The 14,569-nt window shown below is 60.3% G+C and carries 14 protein-coding genes; 4 read left to right on the top strand and 10 right to left on the bottom strand.

Translation table 11 applies throughout. The annotated features are described in order from the left end of the window. The first annotated feature begins 254 nt into the window (after positions 1 to 254). Positions 255 to 2,870: a nitrite reductase large subunit NirB gene (gene nirB, locus CIK74_RS01340; RefSeq protein ID WP_096253909.1), complete on the top strand. Its 2,616-nt coding sequence runs from the start codon at positions 255 to 257 to the stop codon at positions 2,868 to 2,870. A 63-nt stretch (positions 2,871 to 2,933) separates the two neighbouring features. Here nirB and CIK74_RS01335 read toward each other — a convergent pair whose 3' ends face one another. After that, a complete protein-coding gene (locus CIK74_RS01335) occupies positions 2,934 to 3,923 on the bottom strand; it encodes an aldo/keto reductase (protein WP_096253912.1) in 990 nt (329 codons plus the stop codon). A 102-nt stretch (positions 3,924 to 4,025) separates the two neighbouring features. After that, the gene (locus CIK74_RS01330; protein ID WP_096253908.1) at positions 4,026 to 4,796 is read right to left on the bottom strand and encodes a VOC family protein; all 771 of its coding nucleotides are present in this window, start codon (positions 4,794 to 4,796) and stop codon (positions 4,026 to 4,028) included. A 210-nt stretch (positions 4,797 to 5,006) separates the two neighbouring features. On the opposite strand from CIK74_RS01330, the gene CIK74_RS01325 reads away from it, so the two are divergent. After that, on the top strand, positions 5,007 to 6,530 hold the full coding sequence (locus tag CIK74_RS01325; RefSeq protein WP_096253911.1) for a long-chain fatty acid--CoA ligase: 1,524 nt from the start codon (positions 5,007 to 5,009) through the stop codon (positions 6,528 to 6,530). Between the two features lie 10 nt (positions 6,531 to 6,540). Here the strand turns inward: CIK74_RS01325 and CIK74_RS01320 are convergent, their stop codons facing one another. After that, positions 6,541 to 7,350, bottom strand: a complete 810-nt coding sequence (locus tag CIK74_RS01320; RefSeq protein WP_096253907.1) for an enoyl-CoA hydratase/isomerase family protein — start codon at positions 7,348 to 7,350, stop codon at positions 6,541 to 6,543. Positions 7,351 to 7,416: 66 nt separating this feature from the next. Between CIK74_RS01320 and CIK74_RS01315 the strand changes: the two genes are divergently transcribed. Continuing rightward, positions 7,417 to 7,917 (top strand): DUF456 domain-containing protein, encoded by a 501-nt coding sequence (locus tag CIK74_RS01315; RefSeq protein ID WP_096253906.1) that lies wholly within the window; start codon positions 7,417 to 7,419, stop codon positions 7,915 to 7,917. Here CIK74_RS01315 and CIK74_RS01310 read toward each other — a convergent pair. Genes CIK74_RS01310 through CIK74_RS01295 form a run of 4 tightly spaced genes read right to left on the bottom strand, consistent with a single transcriptional unit; the run spans position 7,914 to position 11,333 of the window. Continuing rightward, positions 7,914 to 8,519 (bottom strand): response regulator transcription factor, encoded by a 606-nt coding sequence (locus tag CIK74_RS01310; RefSeq protein ID WP_096253905.1) that lies wholly within the window; start codon positions 8,517 to 8,519, stop codon positions 7,914 to 7,916. The genes CIK74_RS01315 and CIK74_RS01310 overlap by 4 nt on opposite strands. Next, positions 8,516 to 9,667, bottom strand: a complete 1,152-nt coding sequence (locus CIK74_RS01305; protein ID WP_170947689.1) for a histidine kinase — start codon at positions 9,665 to 9,667, stop codon at positions 8,516 to 8,518. Before CIK74_RS01305 ends, CIK74_RS01310 begins: the two co-directional genes overlap by 4 nt. After that, entirely contained in the window at positions 9,664 to 10,419 is a 756-nt protein-coding gene (locus tag CIK74_RS01300) for an ABC transporter permease (RefSeq protein WP_096253903.1), read from the bottom strand. Before CIK74_RS01300 ends, CIK74_RS01305 begins: the two co-directional genes overlap by 4 nt. Then, positions 10,416 to 11,333: an ABC transporter ATP-binding protein gene (locus tag CIK74_RS01295; RefSeq protein WP_096253902.1), complete on the bottom strand. Its 918-nt coding sequence runs from the start codon at positions 11,331 to 11,333 to the stop codon at positions 10,416 to 10,418. Before CIK74_RS01295 ends, CIK74_RS01300 begins: the two co-directional genes overlap by 4 nt. Positions 11,334 to 11,695: 362 nt before the next feature. Here CIK74_RS01295 and CIK74_RS01290 point away from each other — a divergent pair, with 362 nt between their 5' ends. After that, a complete protein-coding gene (locus CIK74_RS01290; RefSeq protein ID WP_096253901.1) occupies positions 11,696 to 12,391 on the top strand; it encodes a VTT domain-containing protein in 696 nt (231 codons plus the stop codon). A 5-nt stretch (positions 12,392 to 12,396) separates the two neighbouring features. On the opposite strand, the gene CIK74_RS01285 is transcribed toward CIK74_RS01290, so the two are convergent. From CIK74_RS01285 to CIK74_RS01275, 3 genes are all read right to left on the bottom strand, one after another. Further along, a complete protein-coding gene (locus CIK74_RS01285) occupies positions 12,397 to 12,753 on the bottom strand; it encodes a DUF2695 domain-containing protein (RefSeq protein ID WP_096253900.1) in 357 nt (118 codons plus the stop codon). 104 nt (positions 12,754 to 12,857) lie between these two features. Then, on the bottom strand, positions 12,858 to 14,045 hold the full coding sequence (locus CIK74_RS01280; protein WP_096253899.1) for an aminotransferase class I/II-fold pyridoxal phosphate-dependent enzyme: 1,188 nt from the start codon (positions 14,043 to 14,045) through the stop codon (positions 12,858 to 12,860). After that, positions 14,042 to 14,530, bottom strand: a complete 489-nt coding sequence (locus CIK74_RS01275; RefSeq protein WP_096253898.1) for a carboxymuconolactone decarboxylase family protein — start codon at positions 14,528 to 14,530, stop codon at positions 14,042 to 14,044. Before CIK74_RS01275 ends, CIK74_RS01280 begins: the two co-directional genes overlap by 4 nt. Positions 14,531 to 14,569 lie beyond the last annotated feature (39 nt).

Below are 14,569 nucleotides of genomic sequence, written 5' to 3'. Positions count from 1 at the left end.
GGTGTCTTGAGACATCACAGAATTCATTTTTCTTCCGGCATTCCGCCGGTTTTTCCTAATCTTTTCGCATCACCGAATCGATTTCCCGGCCGAATGATTCGATTATGTTTCGGCAGCTTCACTAGGCCGCTGGTCCACGGTGGAGAGAATTGCTCCGGCCGAAACACGGGTGTAATTGCGGCGCAAAACGTACTTTCTACAGTGGACTCATCAGCCTGAAACTCACCGTTTCCCAGCGAAAGTCGAAATAGATCATGGGTACACCACGCACTGCACGCAATGTCCTGGTTATCGGCGGCGGCCCCGCAGCTCACCGTTTCACCGAAGCGCTGGCCAGCCGCGCACCGCAGGACTTGAGCATCACAGTTTTAACCGAAGAAACCCACCTTCCCTACGACCGCGTGGCACTCTCCCAGGCGCTGACCAACCCCGGGGTCGATCTCACCCTCGGCGACCCGAAGCTCTGGGAAGCAGCACATGTCACCTTGGAAACCAATGCCAAGGCCATCGCTATCGACAGCGTGAAGCGCACGGTGTCGACCGCGGATGGACGCACCTTCGACTATGACGACTTGGTGCTTGCCACCGGATCCAATGCAGCCACGTTGCCAATCACCGGCAACGAGCACACCTTCGTGTACCGCACGCTGGAAGATGTCTGGTCCATCGCCGAAAAGGTCAAGGAACTGAAGACCACGTTGGGCCGCACCCCGGTGGTCGCTACCATCGGTGGCGGCCTGCTCGGGTTGGAAGCCGCCGCAGGCGCCCAAGCGCTGGGGGCAGAAGCGGTAGTCATTGACGGCGGCAAATGGTTGATGGGCACCCAGTTGGATGAAGGTGCTGGCCAGGCCATGGGCCGGTTGATCGAGCAGACCGGATTCACGGTGCACAACGGAGTCTTCCCGAAGGAAATCATCACCCTCCAGGAGCTTGGCGGCACGGCTGTCACCGGCGTGCTGATGGCCGATGAACGCCTGATCGATGCCGACATGGTGGTTGTTTCCATCGGCGTGCGTCCGCGCGATGAGCTGATCCGCAACTACAACGCGGCCCTAGATGAGGCCGGCAGTCAGGCGCCGCGCTTCGGCATGGGTCCACGCGGCGGCGTGGTTATCGACTCGCATTGCGCCACCGACATCGAGCACATCTGGGCTATCGGTGAGGTCGCGAACTACGACGGGTTCTGCATCGGCCTGGTCGCTCCGGCCAATGCCATGGCGGAAATCGTCGCCGAGCAGCTGTCCGGCGGAGACGCGCAATTCGCCGGTTTCGACACCGCGACCAAGCTCAAGCTTTCCGGCGTGGATGTAGCCAGCTTCGGCGATGGCTTTGCCCGCGCCGAGGGCGCGCTGGAAGTGGTCTACGCGGATGCCCCGCGCGGTCTGTACCAGAAGCTGGTGGTTTCGGCCGATGCCAAGACGTTGCTGGGAGGCATTTTTGTTGGCGATGCCAGCCCTTACCAGTCGCTGCGTCCGTTGCTCGGCCGGGAACTTCCTGGCGAGCCAGGTGCCTACCTGAGTGCCCCGGGCGGCGAGGCTCCGGAGGGCGAGCTGCCCGATGATGCGGTGCTGTGTTCCTGCAATTCGGTCACCGCCGGCACCATCCGCGATGCCGTCTCCGGTTGCGGTTGCTTCGAGGGCGCGGCTCCCGTGACCACCGTCTCCGGGCTGAAGGGCTGCACGCGGGCCGGAACCCAGTGCGGCTCATGCGTGCCCATGCTCAAAAAGCTCATGGAAGCGCAGATGCTCAAGGACGGCGCGGAAGTTTCCTCCGCGTTGTGCGAGCATATCGCCTTCTCACGCCCGGAGCTCTATGAAGCGATTCGCGTTGGCCGGTTGCAGACCTTCAGCGAGGTGATGGATCGTTTCGGCACCGGCACCGGATGCGATATCTGCAAGCCGGTCATCGCCAATATCCTCTCCTCGCAGACCAGCGTGCACCCGATGGATGCCGGCCTTGCCGGCGCGCAGGACACCAACGACCGGGTGATGGCCAATATGCAGAAGGACGGCACCTATTCGGTGGTGCCGCGCATCCCCGGTGGCGAAATCACCCCGCAGAAACTTGGCGTGATCGCCGCGGTGGCGCAGAAGTACGGCCTGTACACCAAGCTCACCGGCGGCCTGCGCATCGACATGTTCGGTGCCCGCCTGGAGCAGCTGCCCGAGATCTGGCGCGAGCTGGTGGACGCCGGGTTCGAATCCGGCCAGGCGTACGGCAAGTCGCTGCGCAATGTGAAGACCTGCGTGGGTTCGTCCTGGTGCCGCTACGGCATGCTCGATTCCACCGCGTTGGGCATCGAGATGGAGTTGCGCTACCGCGGCCTGCGCGCACCGCACAAGCTGAAGATGGGTGTTTCGGGATGTGCCCGCGAGTGCGCCGAGGCTCGCGCCAAGGATATTGGCGTGATCGCCACAACCGATGGCTGGAACCTGTATGTGGGTGGCAATGGCGGCGCCAACCCGGCTCACGCCCAGCTGCTCGCCAGCGGCCTGGACGAGCAGACACTGTTCAAATACATCGACCGCTACCTGATGTACTACATCCGCACCGCGGACAAGTTGCAGCGCACCGCGCATTGGCTCCAGGATCTGCAAGGCGGCCTGGAACGGGCCAAGCAGGTGGTCATCGACGATTCCCTGGGCCTGGCCGAAGAGCTGGAGGCAGCCATGGAAACGCACGTGGCCAACTACGAGGATGAATGGGCCGCAACCTTGGCCGATCCGGACAAGCTGCGCCGTTTCCGCTCCTTCGTCAATGCGCCGGAGGTGGCGGACACCGAGCTGGAGTATGTGGCCGAGCGTGGCCAGCATCGCCCGGTTGGCCCGGTGCCGTTGGGGACAACCATTCGTGTCGGCGCGCCGCACTAGGAAGTGAAAAAGCCCGTGCGGCCGGCCCTCAGGGACCGGCCGCACGGGCCGTTTAAACGTCGATTACCAGCGTGGGTGGATGGCCGCGCGAAGCTTCGTGTCATAGAGCTCGCGTACCGAGGCGTTAAAGCCGCCGGAAATTCGCAGCGATCCGGCGGCGGCATTGGCTCGCGCCTGATCGGCGGTGCGCGCCCCGGGAATGATCGAGCTAATCCCCTCCTGGGCGGCCAACCAGGCCAAGGCCACCTGGGCGCTGGTTGCCTCGGGCGCCTCAGCGGCGGCCAGCTGGGCGAAGTTTTTGGCCGCGTCTAACCCGGTGGCGTAGTCCACGCCGGAGAAGGTCTCGCCCACGTCGAAAGCCGAACCGTCGCGGTTAAAGTTGCGGTGATCGTTATCCGCGAACGTGGTGTTTAGCGTATAACGGTTGGTCAGCAGGCCACTGGCCAGCGGTACGCGGGCGATAATTCCCACTCCGGCCGCGCGGGCTGCGGGCAAAACTTCTTCCAGCGGCTTGTGCCTAAACGCGTTGATGATGATCTGCACGGTGGCGATATTCGGGCGGGCGATCGCGGCCAACGCCTCGTCCACGGTTTCCACCGAGACACCGTAGTTAGCCATCCGGCCCTCGTCGACCATCGTATCTAGCGCGTCATAAACCGCATCGGTGGAGTACACCGGGGTCGGTGGGCAGTGCAGCTGCACCAAATCTAGGGTGTCCACGCCCAGGTTGGTGCGCGAACGATCGTTCCAGGCGCGGAAGGCGTCCAGGTTGTAGGCCTCGGGAAGCTGCTCCACGCGGCGGCCCATTTTGGTGGCCACGGTGAGATGCGCCTGCGGATTGGCCTTCAACCAGCGGCCGATCAGCGCCTCGCTGCGTCCGTCGCCGTAAACATCGGCGGTGTCAAAAAAGCTGACGCCCGCGCCGTAGGCGGCGTCGAGCACCGAGAAAGCGTCGGCTTCATCCACCTCTCCCCAGTCGGCGCCCAGCTGCCAGGTGCCGAGGCCTATGACGGAAACGGTTTTATTGGTTCGTCCAAGTAGTCGTTGTTGCATAATTTCGAGCATACCGCCTAGCGCCGCGCTGACTTGTAGGTACCCCGGCGATTATGCGCCGAATGGTGCTGGAAATCAGCTGGTTGGCTCGGCTCCACCGCCCTAGTTATTGGCCGCGATGACGTAGAACTCGGCGCCGGTGGGATCGGCGATGACGGCCACCCGGCCAAAGTCTGAATCCATCGGCGCACTGATCTCGGCGCCCCCAGCGGCCACCGCCGTGGCGACCGTCTGGTCTACGTCGGCCACGTTAAAGTAGATCTTCCAACCTGCCAGGCTGGGATCATCAAAGTGCGAGATGTCCATAATTCCGGCCCGCGCCTGCTCACCGGAACCCAGCGTCTGGTAGCGGAACTGATCATTATCGCTGAGCACCTCTAGCTCCCAGCCAAGTGCCTGGCTATAAAACTTCGTCGAGCTTTCAAACTTTCTGGTGTGCAGTTCATGCCAGGCGGGAGTGCCCGGCTCGCCCTGGCTCTGATAGCCGGTGTGCCCGGCGAACTGCCAGAGCCCCACCCCCAGTCCCGAGGGATCTCCGATCATCGCCATCCGCCCCTGCTCGGGGACTTCGACCGGCGGCAGGTAGACCTGACCACCATGAAATTCGGCCTTGTCGGCGAGCGCTCCGATGTCATCGGCGCGCAGGTAGGTGCTCCAAACGTCCGGGTAGTCGTTGTCTGGATCGTTGCTCATGAGGCCCGCGACGGCCAGCCCATCCTTGGTCGCGGTCAGGTATCCACCGTCATTCTCCTCGTCGCCCACCTCGTAGTTCCAGCCGAAGAGCTGGGAGTAGAAGGATTTGGCGGCATCAAGATCTCTGGTGAGTAAATCGATCCAGCACGGTGCGCCGGGCGGAAAATCGGGTATGGACATTTTGTCCCCTTGGTTTGCGAGTTGATTAGTGATGACAGGCTGAGTCTAAGTCTGTCCCGCGGGGTATTCAATGGGCTCTGAGCAGAATAATGATACTCAGTACCTTGATTTGGAACAAAGTGTCAGTACGCTGTTAAGGTGACCTACCTCACGCACTTGCTTGTTTTGCTTTAGGAGCCCCCAGTGATTCGTTCGAACTCAAACCTGACCATGTCCGTGGCCGCGCTATTGGCCGAGAGCGCGGTGCGCCATCGTGAGCTCAAAGCAATCACCGTCAATGGGCAGAGCACCAGCTACGGGCAGCTTTGGGATGAAACGCGCGCCTACGCCGGTGCCTTGCGCGAGGCGGGCATCGAAGCCGAGGATCGGGTGGCGGTACTCATTCCCAACGTCACCGATTTTGCGCGCGTTTACTATGCGATCCTTTCGCTGGGTGCGATTGTGGTCCCGGTGCATGCGTTGCTGAAGAAGCAAGAAATCGCCTATGTGCTTGATGATGCCTCGGCAAAAATGCTCATCTGCGCGGCGCCGCTGCTCGGTGAAGGCGCCGCCGGGGCGGAGCTTGCCGGGGTCCAGCTGCTCAGCGTCTTGGCACCGGAGGAGTTGAAGACCGACCGGCTCGAAGATCGGGCGGCCAAAGCCAGCCCGATCACCACCTACGTTCCGCAGCACCCAGAAAATATCGCCACCATCCTTTACACCTCCGGCACCACCGGAACACCCAAGGGTGCGTTAGGCACACACCTGGCGCTGGTAGAACAAACCAGCACGATGCTGCTGGACACCATCGATATGCGAGTGGGTGACAAGATTTTTGGTGGGCTGCCGCTGTTCCACACCTTCGGGCAAACCGCGGTGCTCAACACCGGGATACGTGCGGGTGCCGAGATCGTGCTGTTGCCAAAATTCACCGCGAAGGGCGCCCTAGATCTGGTGCTCGACGAAAATATCGACATCTTTTTCGGTGTGCCGACGATGTATGTGGCGCTGCTCGAGGCCGGAAAGACGCGGACCGATAATCCCACCAAGCTTCGTTATGCGGTCTCCGGTGGGGCCGCGCTGCCGGTGGCGATACTCACCGCTTTCCAGGACCGCTTTGGTGCGCCAATCCATGAGGGCTACGGGCTGACCGAAACCTCGCCGGTGGCAGCCTTTAATCAGCTCGGACGCGAACCTCGGCCCGGAACCATCGGCACCGCTGTCTGGGGCGTGGACGTGGAGATCGCAGATCCGGGATACCCGCAGGAAATCCGGTTGTTACCCACCGGGGAGCTGGGCGAACTGGTGGTCCGCGGACATAACCTTTTCTCCGGGTATTTGAACCGTCCGGAAGCTACCGCCGAGGCAGTGGTAGACGGCTGGTTCCGCACCGGGGACCTGGGCACCAAAGACGAAGACGGTTACCTGCGCATTATGGACCGCACCAAGGATATGATCCTGCGCAACGGCTACAACGTGTACCCACGCGAGGTCGAAGAGGTGCTGGTCGGGCATCCGGAAATTTCTAACGCCGCCGTGTACGGGATCCCGCACGAGGTGCACGGCCAGGAGATCGCCGCGTCGATCACCTTGGAACCCGGCTCAACGTTGACGGCGGAAAGTATTCGCGCCTGGATCAGCGAGCAGATCGCCGCATACAAGTATCCGCGGCATATTGAGATCGTCAGCGAATTCCCGCTGGGTCCCAGCGGGAAGATCCTCAAGCGTGAGCTGGTGGCTAAGCACGGCGCCTAGTTGGTGCCTTTTAGTTCTCCGGTGAGACCCAGGTAAATTCTGGACGACGTTTCGCAGCGAAGGCGGCACGGCCCTCGGCCAGGTCTTCGCTGCGAGCGTTGTGTTCCCAAAGCTGCGCCCAATAGGAGTCGGACAACGAGTCCGGGGTGCTCGCGGTACTCATGGTGATGGCCTGTTTGGTGTGCACTATGGAGAACGCGGAATTTGCGTCCATTTGGAAGATTAGCGTCGCCAGTTGGCTTTCGAGTTTCTCCTTGGGGACCACCTGCGTAAACAGGCCCCAGGCTGCGGCTTGCTCCATGGAGATTTCCGCGCCGCTAAAGAGTAGGTATTTGGCGCGGCTTGGCCCCACGGTTTGCACCAAACGCTCCACACCCGGACGCGGGAAAACCAACCCAACCTTGGCCGGGGTGATCGCCAGCCGGGTAGTGTCCGCCGCTAACTGGATATCGCAGGCCGAAGCCAGCTGCCAGGCCCCGCCAAAACAGTTTCCCCGCACCACCGCGATGGTCGGCTTCGGACAGCTAGTGATCGCCCGATCCACCAGATCAAAATGGTTGACCAGTTCCCCGTCCACCGGCTCGTCAAAGAGCACCAGATCCATTTGGTCAATGGCGATGCCCGCGCTGAAGTTTGCCCCGGCCCCGGTGATGAGGATCGCGCGCACCTGCGGGTCAACGGATAATCCGGAAAACGCGCCGACCAGTTCAAGACACATGTCCTTGGTCAGTGCGTTGTACTGGGTGGGGTTATTCAGGGTAAGCGTGGCTACGTGGTTAGTGATCTGCACACCGATGGTGCCGTGTTGCTGCTGACTCATCAAACACCTCAAGATTTTGCTCGTGCCCAAAAGTTATTCTTGAGCCCACCGTGCCACACTAAGGGGGTGGATGCACAGATTATTTACACCGTTATTGCCGGATTGCTGCTGATCGTTTCCGCCTTAGGCACGATTATCCCGGTCCTTCCCGGATCGCTGCTGACCATTGTGACCCTCTTGGGGTGGGGTTGGCTGCTTGGTTCGGGAGCTTCCTGGTGGGCGGCGGGGCTCGGCATGCTGATCGCCGCCTTGGGCTGGTCCGCCTCCGCGGTGCTGACCGGGCGCAAGCTCAAACAACATCAGATCCCTAAGGGCTCGATCTTCTGGGGGCTGATCGGTGCAATTGCTGGGGCGTTTATCATCCCAGTAGTGGGGTTGTTTATTGGTTTTGCGCTGGGACTGTTTATCGGCGAGGCCGCCCGGCACCGCAAATTTGACGGGGCGCTGGCCTCCTCCTGGGCGACGCTGAAGGCCATGGGTTTGGGCATCATCGTCGAATTTGGCTGCGTGTTGCTGGCCACCTCGGTGTGGGTCATCGGGCTGATCACCCACTTCGCGACGCGTTAGATCCAGCCCTGGTCAGCGGCGATACGGGCCGCCTCAATGCGGTTGGTTGTATTGGTTTTGCCGATCGCGTTAGACAGGTGATTGCGCACGGTTCCGGCGCTCAGGTGGACCGTGGAGGCGATCTTTGACACCGGGGCACCGGTGGCGGCTAAGCCCAAAATTTCTCTTTCCCGCTCGGTCAGCGGGTTGTTCTGTGTTTCGACGCTGAGCATGGCGCGCTGCGGGTCGACCACCTTGTCCCCAGAGTAGACCCGGCGGATTGCCGCCATCAGCTCGGCAGGCGGCGAATCTTTGACGAGGAATCCGTGGGCTCCCGCTTCAAAGGCTTGGCGGAAATAGCCTGGCCGGTCGAAGGTGGTCAGGATCAGCACTTTAACCTCAGGGTGGCTGGTTTTCAGTTCGGCGGCGGTACGCAATCCGTCCTGGCGCGGCATCTGCACATCGAGTAGCGCAATATCTGCCGGCTGGGTGTCCAAGGCCGGGGCCACTTCATCTCCGTCGGCGCATTCGGCAACCACGGTGATGTCTGCTTCCAGATTTAACAGGGCAGCCAAAGCCCCGCGGACCAGGTGCTGGTCATCGGCGATGAGTACTCGAATCACCGGGCCTCCTTGGCATCAAAGACTACTTGCACGCTGGTTCCGCCCAGCCGTGATGCCCCCACTGTACAGCTGGCACCGAACTGTCGGGCGCGTTCTTGCATTCCCCTGATGCCATGTCCGGGGCTATTTCCTTGGCACCCATCCCCGTCATCGTCGATACTGACTTGGCCCGGTTCGATATGCAGCACCACCGTGCTTGCGTGCGCGTGACGCAGCACGTTGGTCACCGCTTCACGCAGGATCCACGCCACGTGCGAGCGATGCTGCAACGGGATCTGCTCGGCGGTTCCGACTACCGTAAATTCGAGGTTGTTGTCATTGCACGCATGTTGTAGCTCGGCCAATTCAATGTCCAGATCTTGACGGTTAAGTCCTTGGACGGTGGTGCGCACCGAGTCCAAGGCATCGACCGCCAACTCGCTAAGCTGCACCAACTCGCCACGAGCCTGCAGGTACTGCTTTTCATCCATGAGCCGCAAAGCCAATTGCGCTTTCAAATTCAGCGCCGTCAACGAGTGCCCGATGCCGTCGTGAACATCCCTGGCCACGCGTTCTTGCTCGGCCACCACAAGAAAATCGGCCCGGATCCGCTCGGCATCCGAGGAACGGGTGATGGCGGCGACGGTAATGACGTAAACCACCATCAAGACGATGTTCAAGCCAATCAGGAAGATCGCGTCCATGAATTTCCCGAAGAACACCGGTAGCGCAAAGCAGGCCACCAGCACCGTGGCATAGGTGGCAATAGTCCATTTTTTGGTCAGCAGGAATGCGGCATAGGAGGTGATGAACGGGAACAACCCCATGACGGTTAAACCTGTCACGGGGACGCCAATGATGATGATGGCGCACAGCATCAGGAAATACACGTGTGCTCGGCGTTGATCGGTTCCGCCGTGACCGACGAACCACGAATACTTCGCATACGCCCGCAGGTAGATGGCCGCGAACAACACCACCAGGCTCAGCCCAATAACTCTGGTGGCCAGTGAGTAGTCTTCGACGAGCAGGTCAAGTATGGGGAAGACCAGGAAGATGATCCATACTCCGGCCACCATCCAACCCCAGCGGTCCCAGAACTTCTGCTCATCGCCGAAGTCGCAAGCCTCTTCTGGGGCTTGGTTGGTACCTTGTGCGTTTAGCTTCACTGGCGCGCCTTGGCTTTCCTGGTTGCTACTACCGCGAAGAGCGCGAAAATGATTGCCCATGCCACAAGGTTAGCCGTTGGCATCCACAATGGATCCGGCGCCATCTCTACTCCTGACGGCATATCCTTGAGCAGCGGGTAGCGTGCCAACGCGACATAGCCGAACATTGGGGTGAAACGGGCGGCGTCTAACATGCCACCTTCCAAGGGCATGAACACATTTCCGAAGAAGGCGAAGAACACCATCAGCCCGGAGGCCAGACCGAGGGCGGATTCCGATTTGAAGACCATCCCCACCCCGATCCCGTAACAGGCGAAGATCATCGCGCCGAGCAGGACGATCAGGTAGCTGGCACCCCAGATCCACGGTTCGTTCACTTGCGCTCCGGTGGCGGCGCCCAAGGCGAAGACTATGGCCGCGGAAATTCCGGCGACGGTTGCCGCGACGATCATCTTGCTGCCAACGAATACCGCCGGTGGCATTTTGGTCAGCGCGATTTGTCGGCCCCAGCCCTGCATCGTCTCGGTCGCGACGGTGCCGGCGATCGCCACGGTGCTGACTGCTGCGCCGTAGGCGGCCATGGAAATCATCAGGTAGAACTTCACGTTGCCGGCGCCCAGGTCGAAGGCGGTGTAGCTGGGAATGTTGCCGAACAGAATGTACATGGCTGCCGGGAGCAACAACGCGAAGATGAGGTTGTACCCGTCGCGGAAGTGCCGGGCGAACTCTACCCGGATATATGTGGTCATCATGAGGCGTCCTTGGTCAGCTGGATGAAGGCGTCTTCCAGGCTCGGGGAGGAAATTTCTAGATCGTAGGCTTGGTATTCGCCCAGCAGCGCAGCGGCAAAGCGGTCCGAGTTTTGGCATTGGAAGGCGAAACGTGAGCCGTTGCGTTCGGTAATCTGCACCGACTGATCAAATGTTGCCGCCTGCTCCCCCTGATCTTCTGAGGTGAACGACGCACTGAGCGTGCGGCCAGATATGAGCTGACGTAATTCGGCGGTGGCACCGTCGGCGACGATTTTTCCTTGGCTCATCAAGATGGTTCGTTCGGCGAAGTTTTGCGCCTCTTCTAAGTAGTGCGTGGCAAAAATGACGGTGCGCCCTTGGGTGGCTTCGGATCGCATCGTGGACCAGAATTCGCGGCGTGCCATCACGTCCATGCCGGCCGTCGGCTCGTCGAGGATCAGCACGTCCGGATCCGGAAGTAAGGCCAGCGCGAATTTGATGCGTTGCTGTTCACCACCGGAGCACTTGCCCACACGCCGTTTAGCGATGCGGGTCAGGCCCGTTCGTTCCATGACCTCGTTGATGCGATCGGACTTGCCGTGCATCGAGGCAATGACCGTCACGGTTTCCTTCACCGTCATATCTCTCAGTAGCCCTCCGGTTTGGAGGACGGCCGAGACGCGTCCGGAGGAAACCGCCTGGGGCGGGTCAAGACCGAGGATTTTCGCGGCACCTGCGGTCGGTTTGGTCAGCCCAAGGATCATGTCAATGGTGGTCGTTTTCCCGGCACCATTGGGCCCCAAAAAAGCCACTATTTGCCCGGTGGGGATTTGCAGGTCGATTCCTTTGACCGCCTGGACCTTGGTGCGCGAGGTGGAGAAGGTCTTGGTCAACCCGGTCAGCGAAACTGCTTCGGTTTTAATCAGCGTTTGCATACTTATAGTCTTCGCGCGATGCCTCACGCTGAGAAGAGCAGAAAGTCATGTCATGACCATGACCGTTGTCATGCCGGTGCTGCCCTGCAGGTGCGTAGCGGTGAGAATTCGAGAACCAGATGACTTAAAACCGCGCATAGGCTGTGACCTTGGCAACTTGTGATGCATCGTCAGCGATTTGCCTCCGATCCGCTCCGTGCACACATTGCTAAGATCTGTGCCGGTCAATGGCCTAAATACCGTTATTCTGCATGGAATTAGTGTCTGCGGGCGCAGGAGCAATATGGCCAGCTCTCTGGGAAACTCACAGTGATTTACCGTAGGCTTTGAGCGTGCTAGATCAAACTTCTTTCCTCTCGCTCATGACGCAGTTCGGGACGCCAACCCTCGGAGCAGCGTTCCTGCCCGACTGGCTGAATCCTGTTGTCTTCCTTAACGACCCGGCCCTAGGCCCATGGGTTGTCCTGTTAGTCTGCGGCATCGTTTTCGCCGAGACCGGGCTGCTTGTCGGGTTCTTCCTGCCAGGCGATTCCATGCTCTTTACCGTGGGCATGCTCATCGCGGCCGGAACGATTCACGTCCCACTGTGGCTATTTGCCCTGTCAATCTTTGTCTGCGCCTTTGCCGGTGATCAGACCGGCTACATGATTGGCAAGAAGACGGGTCCGGCGATCTTCAAGAAGCCAGATTCCCGGTTCTTCTCGCAGGCGAATGTGGAACGAGCACACGGATTCTTTGAGAAGTTCGGTGGCCGCGCGGTCATCCTTGCACGCTTCGTCCCAGTGGTGCGCACCTTCGTGCCGGTGATCGCTGGCGTGGCCAAGATGAACCACAAGACCTTTGTTGCCTACAACCTCATCGGCGCGTTGCTGTGGGGCGTCGGCGTGACCTTGTTGGGCTTCTGGCTGGGTCAGTTCACCTGGATCAAAGACAACATCGACATCATCTTCATCCTGATCGTCTTCATCTCGATCATTCCGATCCTGATCGAATTGCTCAAGGCCAGCATGGCGAGCAAGAAAAAGAAGGCCAACCAGTCCCACGTGATCGAGGACTAAGAGTTTTAAGCACCCCGGCTGCGGAATTGTCCGCCGGCCCATTGCACGCCGCGGCGTATCATCCACTGTTCGCAGGGTTGAATACAGCCGCGGCGTACTCCTTTGCAGATCAAATCCTCCCCGCGATCTATCGCCCTGATCGCCTCGGTGCCCGCAGGACGCAGCGCGTTCATGAGAACCTCGCAGTCGCAGTAACCACCCAGCAGGCGGATCTTGCGTTCTAATGCGGTGGCACGCGGTGCGCTGTGATCGCGGTATTCCTTGAGCACGCGCAATGATCCGTCGCACGGCGACTGTCCGGCGACGCGGTACATATAGCAGGCGAGACATTCGTGGTCGATGGGAAGCGGAAAGTCGCTCATCGTAGGGCTCCTAGCTGGCAGACGATCGGTGATTCATCTCAGCTTCAAGCACTGGGCGGGTAAGCGACTAGCTGCGCCTTCGAACTGTGCATAAGTTGCCGGTGCTACATATTCCTTTTCAGGAATTCTTCGACCCGGTCCAGTGCTTCGGCTACGCGATGATAACCGGCGGCGAAGGATAACCGGATAAACAGGTTTCCCTCGAACGGGTCAAAGTCGCCGCCCGGGGTGAGTGCCACCTGCGCTTCGTCGAGGACCGCGGCACAAAAAGCGGATGCCGAGCCGAACTTATCAAGCACCTGGGGCGAGAGTTTTCCGTAGAGATAAAACGCGCCGTCGGCCGGGGCGGCCTGAATAATTCCGAGCTTGTCGAGACTGCCCAGTACCAGCTCGCGGGTGCGCGCAAACTCGTGCACGCGTCCCTCGGCTTCTTGAAGACTGCTCGGTTCGAATGCTGCTAGAACCGCACGTTGTGCTGGCGCCGGGGCACACAGTGCAAGGTTCGAAGCCAATCCGTCGACAACCGCCAGCATGTCATCGGGAACGATCATCCAGCCCAGACGCCAGCCGGTCATCCCCCAATATTTGGAGAACGAGGACACCACAATGCTGGAACGCGAGTACTCCCAGGAGGTGTGGCCCTTGCGTTCGGGGACAAACTCGATGCCGTGGTAAATTTCATCGCTAATCAGCCGCACACCGTTGGCCTGACACCAGGTAGCCAAGGTTTCGAGTTCTTCGGCGCTGAGCATGGTGCCGGTGGGATTGTTCGGGGAGGCGATCACCAGTCCGTCGAGACGACCATGCTTCTTTTTGGCCGCTTCCAGCAGCTGCACGGTCGGCTGAAAACGTTGCGCCGGACCGGTAGGCAAATCCACGACGTTCAGTCCCAGGGCGCGCAAAATATTGGCGTAGGCCGGGTATCCGGGGCGGGCCAGCGCGACCACGTCGCCTTGATCAAACGCCGCGAGAAAGGCCAGTTGGAATGCGCCGGAGGATCCTGCGGTCATCACGAAGTTTTTCGCCGGGATCTGGATCCCGTAGGTCACCCGGTAGTGATCGGACAGGGCCTGACGCGTGGGTTCTAAACCGATGGTTGAGGTGTAGCCAAAGTCTGCCTGCTCGGCATGGAGTTTTGAGGCGAGCTCGTTGACGGCAGCCGGAGCTCCCCCGCCAGGTTCCCCGACGCACAAGGAGATCACGTCGTGGCCGGCGGCACGCATGGTGGCTACCGTATCGACGATTTGCATGACCTCAAAGGGCGGTACCTGGCCACGGTTTGAGACTTTCATTTAGCCGTTCCTTGACCTAGTTCTTTTTCCTTCACCGGGTGGCGCGAAAGGATGGAGATGCGATTAAACGCGTTCATTGCCACCGCGATCCATTGGATCGCTGCAACCTGTTCATCGGGCAGCAGCAGCCGCGCCGAGGCAACCGCGGCGATGCGTTCCTCGGGGCTGGGTAGGTCGGTGGTGGCCTCGGCGATCGCTAGGGCCGCGCATTCAAATTCGTCGAAGTGCCCGCCGCATTCATCCCACGTGCTGAGCAAGACGATGCGTTGCATTGTTTCGCCGGTAGCCAGTGCCTTACGGGTGTGCAGGTCTAAGCAGTAGGCGCAGCCGTTGATCTGTGAGACGCGCAGGTTGATCAGTTCGGCGGTGCGATCGCTGATGCCTGCAGCGCGGTAGGATTTGGCAACTTGAGCGGAGAACTTCCCAATGGAGTTCCACAGCTCGGGGTTGGTCTTGTCGAGAAAAAGCGGGTCTGAAACGGCCATATCTGAACCATACCCGTCAGGCACGTTTAGCCGCCACAC

It is taken from the genome of Glutamicibacter sp. BW77 (genome assembly GCF_002332285.1).
In the GTDB taxonomy this organism is placed as follows: Bacteria; Actinomycetota; Actinomycetes; order Actinomycetales; family Micrococcaceae; genus Glutamicibacter; species Glutamicibacter bergerei.
Note: the sequence above shows the minus strand (reverse complement) of the source record. Positions and strands in the feature narration are given on the sequence as shown.

Bases quoted from the DNA above. Each gene is read 5' to 3' on its own strand.
- CIK74_RS01330 (WP_096253908.1), bottom strand. From the start codon at position 4,796: ATGTCCATACCCGATTTTCCGCCCGGCGCACCGTGCTGGATCGATTTA.
- CIK74_RS01300 (WP_096253903.1), bottom strand. From the start codon at position 10,419: ATGATGACCACATATATCCGGGTAGAGTTCGCCCGGCACTTCCGCGAC.
- CIK74_RS01280 (WP_096253899.1), bottom strand. From the start codon at position 14,045: ATGAAAGTCTCAAACCGTGGCCAGGTACCGCCCTTTGAGGTCATGCAA.
- CIK74_RS01285 (WP_096253900.1), bottom strand. From the start codon at position 12,753: ATGAGCGACTTTCCGCTTCCCATCGACCACGAATGTCTCGCCTGCTAT.
- CIK74_RS01290 (WP_096253901.1), top strand. From the start codon at position 11,696: ATGACGCAGTTCGGGACGCCAACCCTCGGAGCAGCGTTCCTGCCCGAC.
- CIK74_RS01325 (WP_096253911.1), top strand. From the start codon at position 5,007: ATGTCCGTGGCCGCGCTATTGGCCGAGAGCGCGGTGCGCCATCGTGAG.
- CIK74_RS01335 (WP_096253912.1), bottom strand. From the start codon at position 3,923: ATGCAACAACGACTACTTGGACGAACCAATAAAACCGTTTCCGTCATA.
- CIK74_RS01275 (WP_096253898.1), bottom strand. From the start codon at position 14,530: ATGGCCGTTTCAGACCCGCTTTTTCTCGACAAGACCAACCCCGAGCTG.
- CIK74_RS01320 (WP_096253907.1), bottom strand. From the start codon at position 7,350: ATGAGTCAGCAGCAACACGGCACCATCGGTGTGCAGATCACTAACCAC.
- nirB (WP_096253909.1), top strand. From the start codon at position 255: ATGGGTACACCACGCACTGCACGCAATGTCCTGGTTATCGGCGGCGGC.
- CIK74_RS01295 (WP_096253902.1), bottom strand. From the start codon at position 11,333: ATGCAAACGCTGATTAAAACCGAAGCAGTTTCGCTGACCGGGTTGACC.